This is a genomic window from Tabrizicola flagellatus (assembly GCF_008271465.1).
Classification (GTDB): Bacteria; Pseudomonadota; Alphaproteobacteria; order Rhodobacterales; family Rhodobacteraceae; genus Tabrizicola; species Tabrizicola flagellata.
The window spans coordinates 216748-236185 of the sequence record NZ_VMDU01000004.1 but is presented as its reverse complement, the minus strand read 5'-3'; the positions used below and the strand labels follow the sequence as shown (position 1 = coordinate 236185).

Annotated in this window: 16 protein-coding genes; 10 read left to right on the top strand and 6 right to left on the bottom strand. The window is 68.8% G+C overall.

Features of this window, described 5'->3' with window-relative positions:
• Nucleotides 1-3 precede the first annotated feature (3 nt).
• Nucleotides 4-2451: a GcvT family protein gene (locus FL625_RS08815; RefSeq protein ID WP_149588286.1), complete on the top strand. Its 2448-nt coding sequence runs from the start codon at nucleotides 4-6 to the stop codon at nucleotides 2449-2451.
• On the opposite strand, the gene FL625_RS08810 is transcribed toward FL625_RS08815, so the two are convergent.
• The 4 genes from FL625_RS08810 to cobU form a co-directional block, all read right to left on the bottom strand.
• A complete protein-coding gene (locus FL625_RS08810; protein WP_149588285.1) occupies nucleotides 2448-3965 on the bottom strand; it encodes a YifB family Mg chelatase-like AAA ATPase in 1518 nt (505 codons plus the stop codon). The genes FL625_RS08815 and FL625_RS08810 overlap by 4 nt on opposite strands.
• Nucleotides 3966-4196: 231 nt before the next feature.
• Entirely contained in the window at nucleotides 4197-5069 is an 873-nt protein-coding gene (locus FL625_RS08805) for a glutathione S-transferase (RefSeq protein ID WP_149588284.1), read from the bottom strand.
• A gap of 73 nt (nucleotides 5070-5142) precedes the next feature.
• Nucleotides 5143-5709: a histidine phosphatase family protein gene (locus tag FL625_RS08800; RefSeq protein ID WP_149588283.1), complete on the bottom strand. Its 567-nt coding sequence runs from the start codon at nucleotides 5707-5709 to the stop codon at nucleotides 5143-5145.
• The gene (cobU, locus tag FL625_RS08795; protein WP_149588282.1) at nucleotides 5706-6236 is read right to left on the bottom strand and encodes a bifunctional adenosylcobinamide kinase/adenosylcobinamide-phosphate guanylyltransferase; all 531 of its coding nucleotides are present in this window, start codon (nucleotides 6234-6236) and stop codon (nucleotides 5706-5708) included. Before cobU ends, FL625_RS08800 begins: the two co-directional genes overlap by 4 nt.
• 66 nt (nucleotides 6237-6302) lie before the next feature.
• Here cobU and FL625_RS08790 point away from each other — a divergent pair, with 66 nt between their 5' ends.
• The 4 genes from FL625_RS08790 to FL625_RS08775 all read left to right on the top strand — a co-directional run bounded on the left by FL625_RS08790 (nucleotide 6303) and on the right by FL625_RS08775 (nucleotide 10129).
• On the top strand, nucleotides 6303-7181 hold the full coding sequence (locus FL625_RS08790; protein WP_149588281.1) for an RNA polymerase factor sigma-32: 879 nt from the start codon (nucleotides 6303-6305) through the stop codon (nucleotides 7179-7181).
• 190 nt (nucleotides 7182-7371) lie between these two features.
• Nucleotides 7372-8565 carry a bifunctional phosphopantothenoylcysteine decarboxylase/phosphopantothenate--cysteine ligase CoaBC gene (coaBC, locus tag FL625_RS08785; RefSeq protein ID WP_149588280.1) on the top strand — a complete coding sequence of 398 codons (1194 nt, stop codon included), beginning with the start codon at nucleotides 7372-7374 and terminating at the stop codon, nucleotides 8563-8565.
• 56 nt (nucleotides 8566-8621) lie between these two features.
• A complete protein-coding gene (gene dut / locus FL625_RS08780; protein ID WP_149588279.1) occupies nucleotides 8622-9092 on the top strand; it encodes a dUTP diphosphatase in 471 nt (156 codons plus the stop codon).
• On the top strand, nucleotides 9089-10129 hold the full coding sequence (locus tag FL625_RS08775) for a HesA/MoeB/ThiF family protein (protein ID WP_149588278.1): 1041 nt from the start codon (nucleotides 9089-9091) through the stop codon (nucleotides 10127-10129). The genes dut and FL625_RS08775 overlap by 4 nt, the downstream gene beginning before the upstream one ends.
• A gap of 356 nt (nucleotides 10130-10485) precedes the next feature.
• Here the strand turns inward: FL625_RS08775 and FL625_RS08770 are convergent, their stop codons facing one another.
• Nucleotides 10486-11859, bottom strand: a complete 1374-nt coding sequence (locus FL625_RS08770) for an amidase (RefSeq protein ID WP_149588277.1) — start codon at nucleotides 11857-11859, stop codon at nucleotides 10486-10488.
• Nucleotides 11860-11999: 140 nt separating this feature from the next.
• On the opposite strand from FL625_RS08770, the gene FL625_RS08765 reads away from it, so the two are divergent.
• The 3 genes from FL625_RS08765 (at nucleotide 12000) to FL625_RS08755 (ending at nucleotide 15777) form a co-directional block, all read left to right on the top strand.
• A complete protein-coding gene (locus FL625_RS08765) occupies nucleotides 12000-12785 on the top strand; it encodes a transporter substrate-binding domain-containing protein (protein ID WP_149588276.1) in 786 nt (261 codons plus the stop codon).
• 34 nt (nucleotides 12786-12819) lie between these two features.
• Complete coding sequence (locus FL625_RS08760) at nucleotides 12820-13611, top strand: amino acid ABC transporter permease (RefSeq protein WP_149588275.1); 792 nt, start codon at nucleotides 12820-12822, stop codon at nucleotides 13609-13611.
• A gap of 156 nt (nucleotides 13612-13767) precedes the next feature.
• Nucleotides 13768-15777 (top strand): M3 family metallopeptidase, encoded by a 2010-nt coding sequence (locus FL625_RS08755; protein ID WP_149588274.1) that lies wholly within the window; start codon nucleotides 13768-13770, stop codon nucleotides 15775-15777.
• Between the two features lie 133 nt (nucleotides 15778-15910).
• On the opposite strand, the gene FL625_RS08750 is transcribed toward FL625_RS08755, so the two are convergent.
• Complete coding sequence (locus tag FL625_RS08750) at nucleotides 15911-16870, bottom strand: GlxA family transcriptional regulator (protein ID WP_149588273.1); 960 nt, start codon at nucleotides 16868-16870, stop codon at nucleotides 15911-15913.
• Nucleotides 16871-16943: 73 nt separating this feature from the next.
• Between FL625_RS08750 and bcoG the strand changes: the two genes are divergently transcribed.
• Both bcoG and FL625_RS08740 read left to right on the top strand, forming a co-directional pair.
• A complete protein-coding gene (bcoG, locus tag FL625_RS08745) occupies nucleotides 16944-17858 on the top strand; it encodes a 3-dehydrocarnitine:acetyl-CoA trimethylamine transferase BcoG (RefSeq protein ID WP_149588272.1) in 915 nt (304 codons plus the stop codon).
• A 99-nt stretch (nucleotides 17859-17957) separates the two neighbouring features.
• Nucleotides 17958-19436: a carnitine 3-dehydrogenase gene (locus FL625_RS08740; RefSeq protein ID WP_149588271.1), complete on the top strand. Its 1479-nt coding sequence runs from the start codon at nucleotides 17958-17960 to the stop codon at nucleotides 19434-19436.
• Nucleotides 19437-19438 lie beyond the last annotated feature (2 nt).

Sequence of the window (19438 nt, the reverse complement as noted above, 5' to 3'; positions counted from 1 at the left end):
ATCATGTCTGAACTCCCCTCCGCATCGAAGGTCGTCGTCATCGGGGGCGGCATCGTCGGCTGCTCCACCGCCTACCATCTGGCCAGGATGGGGGTGGAGGTCGTGCTTCTGGAACGCAAGAAGCTGACCTCGGGCACCACGTTCCACGCCGCGGGCCTTGTCGGCCAGTTGCGCACCAGCGCGAACGTCACGCAGCTTCTGGGCTATTCGGTGGACCTCTACAAGCGGCTCGAGGCCGAGACCGGCCAGGCGACCGGCTGGAAGATGAACGGCGGCATGCGGCTGGCCTGCAACCAGGAGAGATGGACGGAAGTGAAGCGCCAGGCCACCACGGCGCACAGCTTCGGGCTGGAGATGCACCTGCTGACCCCGAAGGAGGCGCAGGAACTCTGGCCCTTGATGGCGATCGACGATCTGGTGGGCGCGGCCTTCCTGCCAACGGACGGACAGGCGAATCCGTCCGACATCACCCTGTCGCTCGCCAAGGGCGCGCGCATGGCCGGGGCGCAGATCTTCGAGGAGACCAAGGTCCGCTCGGTCGATATCCGCGACGGCGTGGTCAAGGGCGTGATCCTGGAAGACGGCGGCCGGATCGACTGCGAGAAGGTCGTGGTCTGCGCCGGGATGTGGACGCGGCCCTTCTGCGCGGCGCATGGGGTGAACGTGCCGCTGGTCCCGGTCGAGCACCAGTATATCGTGACCGAACGCATCGAGGGCGTGACCCCGAACCTGCCCACTCTGCGCGACCCCGACCGGCTGACCTACTGGAAGGAAGAGGTGGGCGGCCTCGTGATGGGCGGCTACGAGCCGAACCCGAAACTCTGGCGCGACGGGACGCTGCCGCCGGGCTTCCATTTCACGCTCCTTGACAACGACTTCGACCATTTCACGCCGCTGATGGAACAGGCGCTGGGCCGCGTCCCGGCGATGGAGACGGCGGGCATCAAGCAGATGATCAACGGGCCGGAAAGCTTTACCCCCGACGGCATGTTCATCCTGGGCGAGGCGCCCGAGCAGCGGAACTTCTTCGTGGGCGCGGGCTTCAACGCCTTCGGCATCGCCTCGGGCGGCGGGGCGGGCATGTGCCTGGCGGAATGGGTGGCCAAGGGCGAGGCGCCCTTCGACCTCTGGCCCGCCGACATCCGCCGCTTCGGCCGGCCGCATTTCGACCTCGACTGGATCCGCAAGCGCACCTACGAGGCCTATGGCAAGCACTACACCATGGCCTGGCCGGGGGAAGAGCACCATTCGGGCCGGCCCTGCCGCAAGTCGCCGCTCTACGAGATCCTCAAGGCCGATGGCTCGGTCTTCGGCGAGAAGCTGGGCTGGGAGCGTCCGAACTGGTTCGCCGACCTTGCGGCGGGGGAAGAGCCGCGCGACATCTACACCTATCAGCGGCCGAACTGGCATGCGGCCGTGGGGCGCGAGCACCGCGCCTGCCGCGAGGGCGTGGTGATCTTCGACCAGACCTCCTTTGCCAAGTTCGCGCTGAAGGGGCCGGATGCCGAGGCCGCCCTGTCCTGGATCTGCGCCAATGACGTGGCGCGCCCGGTGGGCAGCCTGACCTATACCCAGATGCTGAACGACCGCGGCGGGATCGAGGCCGATGTGACGGTGGTCCGCCGGGCACGGGACGAATACTACATCGTCACCGGCACGGGTTTTGCCACGCATGACTTCGACTGGATTTCGCGCAACATTCCGGCAGGCGCCAATGCGCAGCTTTTCGACATCACCTCGGCCCATTCGGTCCTGTCGCTGATGGGGCCCTGCTCGCGCGAGGTGTTGCAGGCCGTCACCCGGGCGGACCTTTCGAACGCGGCCTTCCCCTTCGGCACCGCTCAGGTGATCGGCATCGCCGGTTGCCCGGTCCTGGCGCTGCGCGTGACCTATGTCGGCGAACTGGGCTGGGAGCTGCACTTCCCGGTCGAATATGCCACCGCCGTTTATGCTGCCTTGCGCGAGGCCGGGGCGCCCTTCGGCATCCGCAACGCGGGTTACCGCGCGATCGAGACCTTGCGGCTGGAAAAGGGCTATCGCGCCTGGGCCGCGGACATCGGGCCGGACCATACCCCCGACGAGGCGGGGCTGGGCTGGGCGGTCAAGCTGAAGAAGGACATCCCCTTCAAGGGCCGCGAGGCCGTTTTCGCGCAGCGCGCGCAAGGCGTGAAGAAGCTGATGGCCACCTTCACGACTGCGCCCGAGGTCATCCTATACGGCCGCGAGACGATCTACCGCGACGGCCAGCGCGTGGGCTGGCTCAGTTCCGGCGGCTTCGGCTTCACCGTCAACCGCTCGATCGGCATGGGCTATGTCCGCAATCCCGAAGGCGTGACTGCGGACTGGGTCCTGTCGGGCCGCTACGAGCTGGAGGTCGCCACCGAACGGGTGCCTGCCGAGGTGACGCTGGCGCCGCTCTACGATCCGAAGATGGAGCGGATCAGGGCCTAAAGCCCGCCCGTGGCCGAGGCGAGGCGGAAGCTGATCGCCTCGGCCACATGCGGCTTGCGGACCGATGCGCTGCCGTCCAGGTCGGCGATGGTGCGTGCGACGCGCAGGACGCGATGGTAGCCGCGTGCCGAAAGCCCCATGCGCTCGGCCACCCGGCCGATCAGGGCGCGGCCTTCGGCATCGGGGGCGGCATGATCCTCCAGCGCCGCGCCTTCCAGATCGGCGTTCACGCGCAGGGTGGGGCTGTCCTTGAAGCGGGCGGTCTGCCGGTCGCGGGCGGCGGCGACGCGGGCGGCGATGCTGGCCGAGCTTTCGCCGTTCGCTGGCAGGTCGAGATCGGCGAAGGCGACAGGCGGGACTTCCACCCGCAGGTCGAACCGGTCCATCAGCGGTCCTGAAATGCGGCCGAGGTAGTCTTCGCCGCAGATCGGCGTCCGGCCGCAGGCGCGGGCGGGGTCGGTCAGGTAGCCGCACTTGCAGGGATTGGCGGCGGCGATCAGCAGGAAGCGGCAGGGATAGCGGACATGGGCATTGGCGCGCGCGACCATGACGCTTCCGGTCTCGATCGGCTGTCGCAGCGTGTCGAGCACCATGCGGGGAAATTCAGGGAACTCGTCCAGGAACAGGACGCCGTTGTGCGCCAGGCTGATCTCGCCCGGTTTCGCCCCGCGCCCGCCGCCGATGATCGCGGCCATCGAGGCGGTATGATGCGGCTCGCGAAACGGCCGCTCGCGCGAGATGCCGCCTTCGGTCAGAAGCCCCGCAAGCGAATGGATCATCGAAGTCTCTAGCGCCTCGGGCGCGGACAGGGGCGGCAGGATGCCGGGCAGGCGCGCGGCCAGCATCGACTTGCCCGAGCCGGGTGTGCCCACCAGGAACAGGTGGTGGCGACCGGCGGCGGCGATCTCCATCGCGCGCTTGGCGCGTTCCTGGCCCTTCACCTCGCGGAAATCGCGGGGCGGGGCGCCGGCGCGGACCTCGCCTGCCTCGGCCGGTATCAGCGGGCGGCGACCGGTGTAGTGCTGCAAGACCTCGTCCAGCGAGGCGGGGGCGAGGACCGTGGTCGCGCCGACCCAGGCGGCCTCGGCCCCGCAGGCCCTGGGGCAGAGAAGCGTCCGCTCCTCGACCGCCGCCGCCATCGCCGCCGGCAAGGCCCCGGCCACGGCGATCAGCCGGCCATCGAGCGACAGCTCGCCGAGGGCCACTGTGCCCTCGACCTCTTCCCGCGGGACGATGTCGAGCGCGGCGAGGAGCGCGAGCGCGATGGGCAGGTCGAAATGCGACCCTTCCTTGGGCAGATCGGCGGGCGAAAGATTGACGGTGATGCGCTTGGCCGGCAGGGCGATGGACAGGGCCTGCAAGGCGGCGCGGACCCTCTCCCGCGCCTCGGAGACCGCCTTGTCGGGCAGGCCGACCAGCATGAAGGCCGGGGCACCGGGCGAGACGGCGCACTGGACCTCGACCAGGCGGGCCTCCACCCCTTCGAAGGCGACGGTATAGGCGCGGGCGGTCATCGCGGCGCCTCGCGGGTTGGACCGGGTACGGAAATGCGCGCTTCGCGCAAGCCTTTTGTCTCGCCTCTGCGCGCCAGAGGCGCGCAACCGGCTCGGGCGGTGCCTCCGGCGGGGATATTTGCGGACAGATGAAAGGCCGGGGCCGCGGCCGCCGTTCGAGACCTGTTGTCGTGACGTCCCTGCATGGCGCCCCACCCGATTCACCTTGGTTAACGGGTAGGGCGAATTGGTTTACGAGTGGTAAAGCGCCATGAATTTCGGCCAGGCCTCGGCGTCGGCCAGGGTCTTGTCGCGGCAGAAGGCGTTGCAGAAGCCGAAGCGGCGCCCGTAAAGCTCGAGCGCATGGGTGACAGGCTTGCCGGAATAGGGGCAGGCCGCGTTCACGGTGTCGGCGCAGTCGACCGCGCGCGCGGGCAGGGGCACCGGGCCGGGCCAGTCGCGGCGGGGCCAGTCGCGGCGGTAGAACTCCTGGTCGGCGCCGTCCACCATCCCCATCGCGCGCCAGCGGCGGAAACTCGGATGGGCGAGGTGCGCGTTGACGTAGAGCATGGCCTCGGCATCGACCGGCAGGTTATAGGTGGCGATCCGGCTGGCGACGGGGGCGAAGAAGGCATCCACCGCGGAATAGGCGCCGCAGAGCCAGGGCGTGGTGGACCGCGTCGTCCGACGTGCCCAGGACCATAGCGTCTCCAGGCGGCGGAGGTCGGCCAGGACCTCCTGAGGCGGCTGGCAGTCGGTGTAGCTGACCCGCAGGTTCATCGGGCAATGGCTGCGGAGCGCGCTGAAGCCGGCGTGCATCTCGGCAGCGAGGACCCGGGCGGTGGCGCGGGCTTGCGGCTCTTGCGGCCAGATCCCGGCCTCCGGGTGGCGGGTGGCGAGTTCCTCGGCGATGGCGATGGTCTCGGGGACGACGGAGCCTTCGGGGGTGCGCATCGTGGGGGCGGTGCGCGCCGGGGGAAAATCGCGCAGCACGGTCGCCAGCTCGTCGGTGTAGAGCCGGGCCGAGATCGTGCGCACGGGGATGCCGAAGGCGTCGAAGAGCAGCCAGCCGCGCAGGCTCCAGCTGGAATAGGCGCGGTCGCCGATCACGAGGTCATAGGTCATGTCTGTTGTCCTTTCCCGCGCATTGAACCCTGCGGCGTCGGGCAAGGGAAACGAAGAATCGTGGCCGGTTGCATCACGGACGGTGATTGATTGCGAACACGCGGGGCGGGGGGCCGTAGGTGAGACAGGTGACCGATAGGGTGTCGATGCGATGGGCGAAGACCTGCCCGGGCGTCAGGCCCTCGGCGCGTTGCAGGGCGGCGAGGATCGGGCCGAAATGGGCGACGACAACGATGTCCTGGGCAGCGCCCCGCAGGCGGTCCAGCGCCGACCAGGTGCGCGCGGTCAGCGCGTTCCAGCTTTCGCCGCCGGGCGGGCGCACCTCGCCCGGCTGGTCCCAGAAGGCGCGGATCAGATCGGGCTGCTCGGCCTCGACCTCGGCGAAACCGCGGGCCTCCCACGCGCCGAAATGGATCTCGCGCAGGTCCGGGTCGTGCGGCAGGCGCGGGCGGTTCCCCAGCGCATCGGCGGTGGCGATGGCGCGGGACAGGTCGGAGGAGATGACGGGCGCCCCCGCGGGAAGATGCGCGGACAGTCGGGCGAGCGCGGCGCGGTCCGAGAGGTCGGCCGGCAGGTCGGTCCAGCCGATCATCGTCCTCGCATGGGTCGGTCCGTGGCGGACGAGCCAGAACCGGGTCACGGAAGACTGCTCTTCAGGACCATGGGGAGGCCGGCCATGACGGCAACCACCAGGTCCGCGTCGCCGGCAAGCCGCTGGTTCAGCCGGCCCTGTTCGTCCCGAAACCGTCGGGCGAGCGCGTTCTCGGGAACGATTCCCCATCCCGTTTCGTTGCTGACGATGACGACCGGGGCCGGGCAGTCGGACAGGGCGGCAAGCAGGCGCCCGGTCTCGGCGGCAATGTCGTGGTCGGCGAGCAGATGGTTGGTCAGCCAGAGCGTGGCGCAATCGACCAGCACCGCCTCCTCGGCCCGGACCGCGGCCAGGGCGGCGGCCAGGTCGAGCGGGGCCTCAACGGTGATCCAGCCGGTGCCCCGGTCGGCGCGGTGCCGGGCAATGCGGTCGCGCATCTCGTCGTCCCAGGCTTCGGCCGTGGCGATATAGCGGCGGGGGCGGCCAGAGCCGGCGACCAGGCCTTCGGCGAAGGCGGATTTGCCCGACCGCGCGCCGCCGATGACCAAAGTGAGGGGCGGAAGTGATCCAGTCACGGTTTGGCCTCGTAAGACGGACAAGAACAGGCGGAACCGCCGCGGCAGGATGATCTGGAGGTGGTCATGGCTCTTGACGGATATACCGATCTGAACGTGTCGCGCCAAGCGATGAAGGCCGAGCTTCTCGATGCCGAGACCGAGCTGCAACTGGCCCGCGCCTGGCGGGACCGGCGAGACGAACGCGCCTTGCACCGGCTGATCACCGCTTACATGCGCCTGGCGATCAGCATGGCCGCGAAGTTCCGCCGCTACGGCGCACCGATGAACGACCTGATCCAGGAGGCGAGCCTTGGCCTGATGAAGGCCGCCGACAAGTTCGACCCCGAACGCGGCGTGCGCTTTTCCACCTATGCCGTCTGGTGGATCAAGGCCTCGATCCAGGACTATGTGATGCGCAACTGGTCGATGGTGCGGACCGGGTCCACATCCAGCCAGAAGGCGCTGTTCTTCAACCTGCGGCGGGTCCAGGCCAAGCTGGAACGCGAGGCCTCGCAGCGCGGCGAGGTGCTGGACCAGCACCAGCTGCGGCAGATGGTGGCAGCCGACATTGGTGTGCCGGTGGCCGATGTGGAAATGATGGAAGGTCGGCTTTCAGGCACGGATTTTTCGTTGAACGCGACGCAATCGTCCGACGAGGACGGGCGCGAATGGATCGACGCGCTGGAGGATGAGGGCCAACAGGCCGCCGAAGCGGTCGAGGATGCGCATGACGGTGCACGGTTGCGGGGCTGGCTGGTCAAGGCGATGCAGGGCCTGAACGCGCGCGAGCGCTACATCGTTTCCGAACGCAAGCTGAAGGATGAAGGCCGGACGCTGGAATCGCTCGGCGAGGAACTGGGACTGTCCAAGGAACGCGTTCGCCAGCTTGAGGCCGCGGCCTTCGCCAAGATGCGCCGGTCGCTGGAGATGCAGTCGCGCGAGGTGCGGCATTTCCTGGCCTGACCGCTCCGGCCCTGACGCTGTTCACTCCCGGACGCCTGCCGAATCGAGCACCTTGCGGTGCAAGCCTGTGTCTTGCAGCCTGCGCGTGAAGGACGCGCAGGTGGCTCGGCGTCTCGTGCGGGGCGGGCAGGGTGTTGATGTTGGCCCCCGTGCCCCCTACACCTGATGGCAGGCCATGGGAGACCTGCCGATGTTGTCTGGCAAGCGCATACTTCTGGTGATCGGGGGCGGGATCGCGGCTTACAAGATGCTGGAGCTGATCCGGCTGATCCAGAAGGCGGGCGGGACGGTGGTTCCGGTCCTGACCCGTGCGGGGGCGGAATTCGTGACGCCCCTGTCGGTGGGGGCGCTGGCGAAGTCGAAGGTGCACGAGGCGCTGTTCGACCTGACCTCCGAGGCCGAGATGGGGCATATCGAGCTGTCGCGTGCGGCGGACCTGCTGGTCGTGGCCCCGGCGACGGCGGATCTGCTGGCGAAGATGGCGGGGGGGAGGGCCGACGATCTGGCCTCGACGCTGCTTCTGGCGACGGACAAGCGGGTGCTGGTGGCGCCGGCGATGAACGTGCGAATGTGGCAGCATCCAGCGACGCAACGGAACCTTGCGGTGCTGCGGGGCGACGGGGTGCTGTTCGTCGGCCCGGACGAGGGCGAGATGGCCTGCGGCGAATACGGGCCGGGGCGGATGGCGGAGCCGGCGGCGATCGTTCAGGCCATCGGCGCGGCGCTTGGGGGTGGGCCCTTGGCGGGGAAGCATGTGGTCGTGACCTCGGGTCCGACGCATGAGCCGATCGATCCGGTGCGCTACATCGCCAACCGGTCTTCGGGTGCGCAGGGGACGGCGCTGGCCGCCGCGCTGCGCGATCTTGGCGCCCGCGTGACGTTCGTGACGGGGCCCGCGACCGTGCCTCCGCCCGGCGGAGTGGAGGTCGTGCGAGTGGAGACGGCGCAGGAAATGGCGGCGGCGGTCGAGGCGGCGCTGCCGGCCGACGCGGCGGTGATGGCAGCGGCGGTGGCGGACTGGCGGGTGGCCAATGCGAGCGGGCAGAAGCTGAAGAAGGACGGGTCGGGCAAGGCCCCGGCGCTGGAGTTCGCCGAGAACCCGGACATTCTGGCCACGGTCTCGAAGGGGGCGAGGCGGCCCCGGCTGGTGGTGGGCTTCGCGGCTGAGACTACGGATATCGTGGCCCATGCCACGGCCAAGCGGGCGCGCAAGGGTTGCGACTGGATCGTGGCGAATGACGTCTCGCCCGGGACCGGGATCATGGGCGGGGCCGAGAATGCGGTGGTGCTGATCTCGGAGGTGGGCGCCGAGGCTTGGCCCCGGATGGGCAAGGACGAGGTCGCGCGGAAGCTGGCGGCGCGGATCGCCGAGGCCTTGCGCTGATTGCGGCTGCGGGAGCCTCCGGCGGGGATATTTGCGGACAGATGAAAGGTGGGGCGATGGGGCCGGTTGTTCAGGTGGTGTGGGAAGACTGGGCCGACCGTAGCCTGCCCTTGCCCGCCTATCAGACTGCAGGGGCGGCGGGGGCGGATCTGTGCGCGAACTTCCCCGTCGAGGCGCGCGCGGCCGGCTTGACGCTGGCGCCGATGCAGCGGGCGATCTGTCCGACGGGGATCCGGGTGGCGGTGCCCGAAGGGTATGAGATGCAGGTGCGGCCGCGCTCGGGTCTGGCGTCGAAGCACGGGATCACCCTGCCGAACACTCCCGGCACGATCGACAGCGATTACCGGGGGCCGCTGGGGGTGTCGCTGGTCAACCTCGGGACGGAAGCCTACACGGTGCGGCATGGCGACCGGGTGGCGCAGGTCGTGGTGGCGCCGGTAGTGCAGGTGGGCTTTGCGGTGGTCGAGTTGCTGGACGAGACGGCGCGGGGGACGGGCGGGTTCGGCTCGACCGGGATGCGGTCGTGATCGGACTTCTGGGGTTCATCGGGCTTTGGGCTTTGGCCCGGTGGCGCGGGTGGGGCGAGCGATGGCTGCTGCTGCTGGCGGCAGGCTGGTGGGCGATCCTGATGGTCGTGCATCTGCCGTCTCAGGTGGAAAACCCGATGGCGAGGGTCGTCGGGGGAGACTTGCCGGGCTGGACGGTGTTCGGGCTGCTTGCGGCTGTCGTCCTTGGCTATCGCGAACTGCTGCGGGCGCTGCGGCGGCGCAAGGCCCCGGAACCTGCCGCACCGCTGGCGCCCTCGGGGACCTTCCGCGAGGCGGAGCTGGACCGCTATGCCCGCCACATCATCCTGCGCGAGATCGGCGGCCCGGGGCAGAAGCGGCTGAAGGGGGCGAAGGTTCTGGTCGTGGGGGCGGGGGGACTGGGCTCTCCGGTCCTGCTTTACCTGGCGGCGGCGGGGGTGGGGACGATCGGGGTGATCGATCATGACGTGGTCGAGGGGTCGAACCTGCAGCGGCAGGTGATCCATACCGACGGGCGGATCGGGATGCCGAAGGTCTTCTCGGCCGAGGTCGCGATGCGGGCCTTGAACCCGTTCATCGAGGTGCGGCCCTATCATCGGAAGCTGACCGAGGAGATCGCGGTGGACCTGGTCCGGGACTACGATCTGGTGCTGGACGGGACCGATGATTTCGACACCCGCTATCTGGTCAACCGGGCCTGTGTGGCGGCGGGGGTGCCGCTGATTTCCGGGGCGATCACCCAGTGGGAGGGGCAGATCAGCCTGTTCGATCCGGCGAAGGGGGGGCCGTGCTATGCCTGCGTCTTCCCGGTGAGGCCCGCCCCCGGTCTGGTGCCGACCTGCGCCGAGGCGGGCGTTGCGGCCCCGCTTCCCGGCGTGATCGGGTCGATGATGGCGATGGAGGCGGTCAAGTGGGTCACCGGGGCCGGGGAGACGCTGGCGGGGCGGCTGATGATCCACGATGCCCTCTACATGGAGACCCGGGTGATCGGGGTGAAGAAGCGGGCCGATTGCGAGGTCTGCGGGGGGCGGCACTGAATCTGTCCACGGTGGACAATCGCCGGAGTCATTTTGAAATCAAAGGCTTGGCATTTTTCGTTTACCTGGTCTTAAGGATAGTCGCGCTGGCCCCTCACCCCCATCGTCGTGGCAGTGCCCCGACCGCCACGGAGGGGGAGGGGAGGCGCCTTGGGCAGGGGCGTCTTGCGGGTTGGAACGGCTGCAGAATCGCGCGCTGCGCGCGAGCCTGTTGTCTCGCCTCTGGCGCTGCGCGCCAACCGGCTCGGGCGTGCCTCCGGCGGGGATATTTCTGGACAGATGAAGCTGGGAGGATCGGACGCCTTGCGTCGGGGAACGTGGTCTTTTGCTTGGGGAGAGTCGGGCTGATGCCCGGCCTACGGGGTCACGGCGGGGATTTCGGGGGCGAGGAGGTCGGCGAGGTCGAGGAGGATATGCTCGTTCCCCCGGTCGGCGAGGGCCTGGATGCCGAGGGGGTGGGTTGGAGTGTGGCCCGTGGTGACGGTCAGGCCGGGAAAGCCCATGAAGGGGGGCGCGATCTGGGGCATTTGCGCTTCGATGACGGCGGCGAAGGCCTCGGGGCTGGAGGTGTCGTAGTGGTCGGGGAAGGGGAGTTGCCCTGAGACCGGGGTCAGGAGGACCGGCCAGTCGGCGAAGAAGCCGCGCCAGAGGCGGGCGAGGCGGGCGCGGGACTGAAGCGCGCGCATGAAGCTTTCGAGCGTGGGCGGCGGGGCGAGTTTCGTGAGTTCGCGGTGGACGAAGCTGGCGTCGGGGTCGCCTTCCCGGGCCACGGCATCGGCGCCGCCGAGGCCGAATTCGGAGAGCCAGAGGGTGAGTTGCAGCTCCATCGCCTCGCGGAAGGGAGGGAGGGGCGGGGTGCCGATCTCCCATCCGTTCGCTTCCAGAGTTCGGGCGGCGGCGGTCAGGGTCTGCCGGATCGCGGGGTCGGTTTGCAACCCGTCCGGTGCGAGGGCGAGGGCGGCGCGTTTGCGGTAGGGGGCGAAGGTGGCGGGGGTCCACCACGGATCGCGCGGGTCTGGCTGCGAGAGCGCGGCGTGGCCGAGGCGGAGGTCGGCCGCCGACCGAGCGAGGGGGCCGGAGACGGCCATCAGCTGCCCGCCGATCAGCCGGTCGCCCGCGGTGGCGTTGAAGGCGGGGACACGGCCGAGGCCGGGGCGGAGACCATGGATGCCGCAGGCATGGGCGGGGTAGCGGATGGAGCCCGCGATGTCGGTGCCATGGGCGATGGGGCCGAGGCCGGCGGCAGCTGCGGCCGCGGCGCCCCCGGATGATCCGCCGGGGGTGAGGCCGGGGAAGGCGGGGTTTCGCGTCGCGCCGTGCAGGCTGTTGCGGGTGAACCAGCGCAAGCTGAAGGCGGGCGTGTTGGTGCGTCCGACGATGACGGCCCCGGCGCGGCGGAGGTTCGCGACCGGCGGGCTGTCCTCGGTCGCAATCAGGTCGGACTGGATCTTCAGGCCGTTCGTCGTGGCGAAGCCGGCCTGGTCGATGTTCACCTTGACGGTGACGGGGACGCCGGCGAGGGGGCCGGGATCCTCTCCCTTTGCGATCTGCGCGTCGATGGCGCGGGCGGCGGCAAGGGCCTGGTCATCCATCCGCTGGACGATGGCGTTGAGCGCGGGGTTCAGCCGGTCGATCCGCGCGAGCGTCGCCTGCACCGCCTCGACCGCGGACAGCTGCCTTGCGCGGATGAGGTCGGTCAGAGCGGTGGCAGTGAGCGTGGCGGGGTCCATGGGCGGCTCCATTCTGCGGGCAGGGTGGACCGGTTCGGCCGGGTTGAAAAGGGGGAACCGGCCGGACAAAGGCCCGCCTTGCATCGGCGCATGGGCATGGCATAGTCGGGATTTGATCAATCAGCCCCGGAGACGGACCGATGAAACTGACTGCTGCTGCCTTGCTTGGACTTGCCGCCCTGACTGCGCCCGCGCTGGCGCAGGACCTGCCGGACCTTGGCGGGAAGGAGGTGGTCGTGGTGACCGAGAACGCCTACCCGCCGCTGCAGTTCCTGGACAAGGAGGGCAAGGCGATCGGCTGGGAATACGACGCCATGGCCGAGATCGCCAAGCGGCTGAACATCACGGTCAAGTATGAGAACACCAGCTGGGACGCGATGATCCCGGCGGTCAGCGAAGGGCAGTACGACATCGGCATGACAGGGATCACCATCAAGGACGAGCGCAAGGAGAAGGTCGATTTCAGCGACCCCTACATGCGGTCGGAGATGCTGATGATCGTGCGGGGGGATGAGGCGCGGTTCACCGATGCGGCAAGCTTTGCGGCGAACCCGGACCTTCTGATCTCGGCCCAGCCGGGGACGTCGCCCTTCTATGCGGCGGTCTACAACATCCTGGACGGCAACGAGGAGAACCCGCGGATCATCAAGTTCGAAACCTTTGGGGCGGGGCTCGAGGCGCTGAAGGCCGGCGACGTGGACCTGACCCTGTCGGATTCGACGGCGGCGAACGGCTATGTGCAGGCCTCGAACGGCGGGTTGAAGATCATCGGCGAACCGCTGGCCTCGGAGGATTTCGGCTTCATCTTCCCGAAGGGTTCGGAACTGGTCGCGCCGATCAACGCGGCGATCGCGAGCATGAAGGCGGACGGCACGCTGGATGCGCTGAACCAGAAGTGGTTCGTCGAGTACAAGATGGGCGAGTGAAGGACAGCCCCCGGCGCGGGCCGGGGGCGATCCGATGGCCCCGAACGCCGATCCCGACAAGGACTTTCCCTGGTGGCTGGTGATCCTGTGCGTCACCGGCCTTTGGCTTTTGTACGAGATGCTGGCCGACGAGGTCTATGCCTCGGCGCTGCGGGTGCTGTCGAAGGGCCTGGCGGTCACGTTGACGGTGGCGGTCGTGGCCTATCTGGGGGCCTGCGCGATGGGCCTGGGGCTCGCGGTCATGGGGATGTCGCGGTTCGTGGTCGTGCGGCAGATCGCGCGGCTCTACATCGAGGTGATGCGAGGCGTGCCGATCGTGGTGCTGCTGCTTTACGTCGCCTTCGTGCTGGTGCCGGGGGTGGTGGCCGGGGTGAACGCGCTGGCGGGAGAGGAACTGGTGCGCACCCGCGATGTGCCGCTGTTGTGGCGGGCGGTGCTGGCCTTGATGCTGGCCTATTCGGCCTTTCTCGCCGAGATCTTCCGCGCCGGGCTTCAGGCGGTGGACAAGGGCCAGATCGAGGCCGCGCAGGCGCTGGGGCTGAACGGGTGGCAGAGGTTTCGCCATGTTCGATTTCCGCAAGCGATACGGCTGATCCTGCCGCCATTGGGCAATGATTTTGTTGCAATGGTGAAAGACAGTTCGTTGGTCGCCGTGCTGGGTGTGTCGGATGTGGCGCAGCTGGCCAAGGTCACGGCAGCCGGCAACTTCCGCTATTTCGAGACCTACAATGTCGCGGCCTTCCTCTACCTGGTCATGACCATCGGCCTGTCGCTTCTGTTGCGCAGGTTCGAGGCGAGGATGCGAATGCGCGGGCGGGACGGCTGACGAATTGCGCGCCCTTGCGGGCGCAAGACTTTTCTCTCGCCTCTGTGCCTGCGGCACAACCGGCTCGGTCGGCCTCCGGCGGGAGTATTTCGGCAAAGGGCAAGGCTGGACCTTGGCCTGGTCCGGGCCTAGCCTGCCGGGCAAAGGAGAACCGGGATGAACGCGCTTCTGGAACCATGGAATACGCTTTTCGGCCTGCCGCCCTTTGCCGCGATCCGGGACGAGGATTTCGGGCCGGCCTTCGATGAGGCGCTGGCGCGGGCGCGGGCGGCCATATCCGCGATTGCGGAAGGGCCGGGCGCCTCCTTTGCCGAGGTTATCGAGGCGCTGGAACTGGCGGAGGGCGATCTCGACCGGGTGGCGGGGGTGTTCTACAACCTCGCGGGCGCGGACAGTAACGACGCGCGCGAGGCGCTGATGCGGGATCTGGCGCCGAAGATGTCCCAGTTCTCGTCCGAAATCACTAACAACAAGCGGCTCTGGGCCAAGATCGAGGCCTTGTGGCAGGGCCGCGAGGGGCTGGGGCTGACGGCGGAACAGCGGCGCGTGCTGGATCTGTACCGGCAGATGTTCGTCCGCTCTGGTGCGGCGCTGGAGGGTGCCGCAGCGGAGCGGCTGACGGAAGTGAAGGCGCGGCTGGCGGTGCTGGGCACTCAGTTTGGCCAGAACCTTCTGGCGGACGAGCGGTCCTGGCACATGGAACTTGCGCCGGACGATCTGGCCGCGTTGCCGGGCTTCGTGCAGGACGCGGCCCGCGCGGCGGGGGCGGAAAAGGGGCTGGGGCCGGTGGTGACGCTGAACCGCTCCCTCATCGTGCCGGTCCTGCAGTTCTCGCCCAACCGCGCCTTGCGGCAGCAGGCCTATGAGGCCTGGGTGGCGCGGGGGGCCAACGGGGGGGCGACGGACAACCGGGGGATCGCGGCCGAAATCCTCGCGCTGCGCCATGAACGGGCGCAGTTGTTGGGGTACACGGATTTCGCGGCCTACAAGCTGGAGCCCGAGATGGCCAAGACGCCCGACGCGGTGCGCGACCTGTTGCTGCGGGTCTGGGCGCCGGCCCGGGCCAAGGCGCTTGCGGATGCCGCGGTGCTGGAGGCGATGCTGCGGGCGGACGGATTCGCGGGGCCGCTGGAACCCTGGGACTGGCGTTACTACAGCGAGAAGCGGCGCAAGGCCGAGCATGACCTGGATGAGGCGGCGCTCAAGCCTTACCTGTCGCTGGAGGCGATGCTGGGGGCGATGTTCGACTGCGCGACGCGGCTTTTCGGACTGGAGTTCCGCGAGATCGACGGGCCCTTCTATCACCCGGACGTGCGGGGCTGGGAAGTCACCCGGAACGGCGCGCATGTCGCGGTCTTCCTGGGCGATTACTTCGCGCGGGGGTCGAAACGCTCGGGCGCCTGGTGTTCGGCGATGCGGTCGCAGCGCAAGCTCGGGGGGGACCAGCGGCCGATCGTCGTGAACGTCTGCAACTTCGCCAAGGGCGACCCGGCGCTTCTGTCCTATGACGATGCGCGGACCCTGTTCCACGAATTCGGCCATGCGCTGCACCAGATGCTGTCGGACGTGACCTACGGCTTCATCAGCGGGACATCCGTGGCGCGCGACTTCGTGGAACTGCCGAGCCAGCTTTACGAACACTGGCTGGAGGTGCCGCAGGTGCTGGCAGCCCATGCGCGGCACCATGAGACCGGGGAGCCGATGCCAGCCGACATGTTGAAGCGGCTGCTGGACGCGGGCACCTATGACCAGGGCTTTGCCACGGTGGAATTCGTGGCGTCTGCCATGGTGGACCTGGAGTTCCACACCGGCCAGCCGCCTGCCGACCCGATGCAGCGCCAGGCCGAGGTGCTGGAGGCGCTGGGCATGCCGCGCGCGATCCGCATGCGGCATGCAACGCCGCATTTCGCGCATGTGTTCAGCGGCGATGGCTATTCGGCGGGTTACTACAGCTACATGTGGTCCGAGGTGATGGATGCCGACGCCTTCGCCGCCTTCGAGGAGGCGGGCGATCCCTTCGATCCGGCCACCGCGGCCCGGCTGGAGCGCTTTATCCTCTCGGCCGGCGGGTCGGAGGAGGCCGAGGCGCTGTATCTGAAGTTCCGCGGCAAGATGCCCGGGGTCGAGGCGCTGTTGAAGGGCCGGGGGCTTCTGGACGCGGCCTGAGTCGGGGGGGCAGCCCCCCCCCGGTCCGGCCCGGCCACGGGCCGGGCGTTCTTCGCGGAAACCCTCTGCTGGAGGGTTTCTGATCGCTCATCACCCCCCCCGGGGATATTTGTGGACAGATGAAGGACCGGGGTCAGCGGCGCAGGCTGCCCGGCGACTGGCCGAACCGGGCCCGGAAGGCGCGCGACAGGGTGGAGGGGCTGGAAAAGCCGGTGCGTAGCGCGACCTCGGCGACGGGATGGCGCGTGTCGGTGAGCATCCGCCGCGCCGTCTGGAGACGCAGGTCGAGCGCATGGGCGGCCGGGGTGGTGCCGAGGGCGGCGCGGAACAGAGTCTCGAGGCGGCGGGGCGAAAGGCCCACGGCGCGGGCGGTTTGCACGGCCGGTTCGGGGGCGTCGATCCGCGCTTCCATCCGGGCGAGAGCGGCGGCGACGCGCGGGTCGAGGCTCGGGTCCTGGCCGCGCGCGATCTGGGGTTCGTGGCCGCTGCGGACGGTGGCGAGGAAGCTGGCGGCGACCTGACGCGCCAGCGCCGCCCCGTGCCGCGCGCGGATCAGGTGCAGCATGAAATCCTGCGCGGGCGCGGCCCCGCTGATCGTCACGCGGTTGCGATCGATCACGAAGCGGTCGGGCACGACGTCCACATGCGGATGGGCGGCGGCGAGATCCTCGAGGTCCTCCCAGTGGACCGTGGCGCGGTAACCGTCGAGGAGACCCGCGCGGGCGAGGACCCACGGGGCGGCGTCGATGCCTCCCACAAGCTGGAAGCGCGGGGCGATGCGGCGGAGATCGCGGATGAGCGGGCTTGTCGCGACTTCGGCGAGGCGATACCCGGCGATGACGATCAGCGCCTCGGCCTCTGCTGCATGCGCCAGCGGGCCGGATGAGGGCAGTTCGATCCCGCAGGTCAGGGGCACAGGGGCTCCGTCGGGCGAGACGACGCGCCAGCGGTAGGCCTCGTGACCGAGGTGGCGGTTGGCGCTGCGCAGGGGGTCCAGCGCGCTTGCCACCTCGAGGATGGAGGCCTGCGGCAGGACCAGGATCGCGATGGTCAGGGGGGCGCGAGTGGGCCGAAAGATCGCATTTTCCGTCATCGGGATTTCGTAGAATGCAAAGCGTGCGCTGGCAAGCGGGCTATGCTGGGGCGCACATCCGGGGAGGTCCGCAATGCCGTTGAACATGAACAAGGAAGTCTTCATCACCTGTGCCGTCACGGGGGCGGGCGGGACGCAGGACCGCAGCCCGCATGTGCCGCGCAGCCCCAGGCAGATCGCCGATGCCGCGATTGCTGCGGCGAAGGCCGGTGCGGCGGTGGTGCACTGCCATGTGCGGGACCCCGAGACGGGCAAGCCCTCCCGCAAGCTGGAATACTACCGCGAGGTGACCGACCGCATCCGCGACAGTGAAACCGACGTGGTGCTGAACCTGACCGCCGGCATGGGCGGCGACATGTATTTCGACGGCACCGAGAAGATGACCGAGATGGCAGCCATCTCGGACATGTGCGGGGCCGAGGAGCGGGTGGCGCATATCGTCGAGTGTCGGCCCGAGATCTGCACGCTCGACTGCGGCACGATGAACTTTGCCGAGGCCGACTATGTGATGGTCAACACGCCGGGCATGCTGCGCGACATGGCCCGGCGGATGACGGCGGCGGGCGCGCGCATCGAGATCGAGGCCTTCGACACGGGTCACCTCTGGCTGGCAAAGCAGCTGGTGTCGGAGGGCGTGATCCCCGAGCCGGTGCTGGTGCAGTTGTGCATGGGAGTGCCGTGGGGGGCGCCGGACGACCTCAACACCTTCATGGCGATGGTGAACAACGTGCCCCAGGGCTGGCATTTCAGCGCCTTCGGCCTTGGCCGCAACGAGATGGCCTATGTCGCCGCCGCGACCCTTGCGGGCGGGAACGTCCGGGTGGGGCTGGAGGACAACCTCTGGCTGGAGAAGGGGGTGCTGGCGACCAACGCCCAGCTGGTCGAACGCGCGGCGACGATCATCGAGAACATGGGCGCGCGGGTCATCACTCCGGCCGAGGTGCGGGCGAAACTCAAGCTGGAAAAGCGGGCGCCGGTGGCGAAGTAGGGTGGCCGGCGGCGCCCGGGGGAACCTGTGCCTCGGGCGGGGATAAATGGGCCAGTATGAAAGGGAAGCCCTCGAGGCGGGGGCCGGGAGAGGACTGACATGGTGCGCAAGGCGGCAATCATCGGGGGTGGGGTCATCGGCGGCGGCTGGGCCGCGCGGTTCCTGTTGAACGGCTGGGACGTGGGCGTCTTCGACCCCGACCCCGAGGCGGAACGCAAGATCGCCGCCGTGCTGGCGAACGCGCGGGCGGCGCTGCCGGCCCTGTCGGACGTGCCCATGCCGCCCGAAGGCAAGCTCACCTTCCACGGCACCATCGGCGAGGCGGTCGAGGGCGCGGAATATGTGCAGGAGTCGGTCAGCGAGCGGATCGAGCTGAAGCACAAGGTCTATGCCCAGTTGCAACAATCGAACCCTGGCGTGCTGATCGGCTCGTCCACGAGCGGATTCAAGGCCAGCGACTTGCAGAAATCGAGCGTTGCGCCGGAAAACATCATCGTCGCGCATCCGTTCAACCCGGTCTATCTGCTTCCCCTTTCCGAAATCTCCGGCTCTGCTGCCAACCCGCCCGAGGTGGTCGAGAAGACGGTGCAGATCATGAAGGACATCGGGATGTTCCCGCTGGTGATCCGGCACGAGATCGACGCCTTCATCGGCAACCGCTTTCTGGAGGCCGTCTGGCGCGAGGCCTTGTGGATGCTGAAGGACGGCATCGCCACGACCGAGGAGATCGACGAGGCGATCCGCATGGGCTTTGGCCTGCGCTGGGGGCAGATGGGCCTCTTCGAGACCTACCGCATCGCCGGGGGCGAGGCCGGGATGCGGCATTTCATGGCCCAGTTCGGCCCGGCGCTGAAATGGCCCTGGACGAAGCTCATGGACGTGCCCGAGTTCAACGACGAACTCGTGGACCTGGTGGCCAGCCAGTCCGACGCGCAGTCCGGCATGTATGGCATCCGGGAGCTTGAACGCATCCGCGACCGGAACCTGGTGGGCTTCCTGCGCGCGCTCAAGGAGCGGAACTGGGGCGCGGGCAAGGTTCTGAAAGAGCACGACGAACGCCGCGCGGCGGCCTTCCATGCCGAGATGCAGAAGGGCCTCGACACCGGCGCGAAACCCGCGCCGCTGGTCATGTGGCATGGCCAGGTGCTGCCCGGCTGGATCGACTACAACGGCCACATGACCGAAAGCCGCTATCTCTTCGCCTGCTCCGAGACGGTCGACAACTTCCTGCGGATGATCGGCGCGGGGATGGACTACGTGGCGGCAGGGCACAGCTACTATACCGCCGAAACCCATATCCGCCATCTGGGCGAAGCGAAGCTGGGCGACCAGCTGCGCGGCGAGCTGCAGATCATTTCGGCCGACGAAAAGCGGTTCCGCAGCTTTGTCTGGATCAAGCGCGGTGAAACCTGCGTGGCGACGGTCGAACAGCTGTGCCTGCACGTCGACATTAAGGCGGGCAAGACCGTGCCGGCGGCGCCCGAAGTCTGGCGGAACCTCAAGGCCATCGCCGACGCCCATGCCGGCCTGCCACTGCCCGAGGGCGCCGGCCGCGCCGTGGGCCAGAAGAAGGAGTAGCG

Excerpts from the sequence above, each read along its gene's own strand:
- FL625_RS08810 (WP_149588285.1), bottom strand. The coding sequence starts at position 3,965 with ATGACCGCCCGCGCCTATACCGTCGCCTTCGAAGGGGTGGAGGCCCGC.
- FL625_RS08805 (WP_149588284.1), bottom strand. The coding sequence starts at position 5,069 with ATGACCTATGACCTCGTGATCGGCGACCGCGCCTATTCCAGCTGGAGC.
- FL625_RS08765 (WP_149588276.1), top strand. The coding sequence starts at position 12,000 with ATGAAACTGACTGCTGCTGCCTTGCTTGGACTTGCCGCCCTGACTGCG.
- FL625_RS08750 (WP_149588273.1), bottom strand. The coding sequence starts at position 16,870 with ATGACGGAAAATGCGATCTTTCGGCCCACTCGCGCCCCCCTGACCATC.
- FL625_RS08815 (WP_149588286.1), top strand. The coding sequence starts at position 4 with ATGTCTGAACTCCCCTCCGCATCGAAGGTCGTCGTCATCGGGGGCGGC.
- FL625_RS08760 (WP_149588275.1), top strand. The coding sequence starts at position 12,820 with ATGGCCCCGAACGCCGATCCCGACAAGGACTTTCCCTGGTGGCTGGTG.
- FL625_RS08790 (WP_149588281.1), top strand. The coding sequence starts at position 6,303 with ATGGCTCTTGACGGATATACCGATCTGAACGTGTCGCGCCAAGCGATG.
- bcoG (WP_149588272.1), top strand. The coding sequence starts at position 16,944 with ATGCCGTTGAACATGAACAAGGAAGTCTTCATCACCTGTGCCGTCACG.
- dut (WP_149588279.1), top strand. The coding sequence starts at position 8,622 with ATGGGGCCGGTTGTTCAGGTGGTGTGGGAAGACTGGGCCGACCGTAGC.
- FL625_RS08755 (WP_149588274.1), top strand. The coding sequence starts at position 13,768 with ATGAACGCGCTTCTGGAACCATGGAATACGCTTTTCGGCCTGCCGCCC.
- FL625_RS08770 (WP_149588277.1), bottom strand. The coding sequence starts at position 11,859 with ATGGACCCCGCCACGCTCACTGCCACCGCTCTGACCGACCTCATCCGC.
- FL625_RS08740 (WP_149588271.1), top strand. The coding sequence starts at position 17,958 with ATGGTGCGCAAGGCGGCAATCATCGGGGGTGGGGTCATCGGCGGCGGC.
- coaBC (WP_149588280.1), top strand. The coding sequence starts at position 7,372 with ATGTTGTCTGGCAAGCGCATACTTCTGGTGATCGGGGGCGGGATCGCG.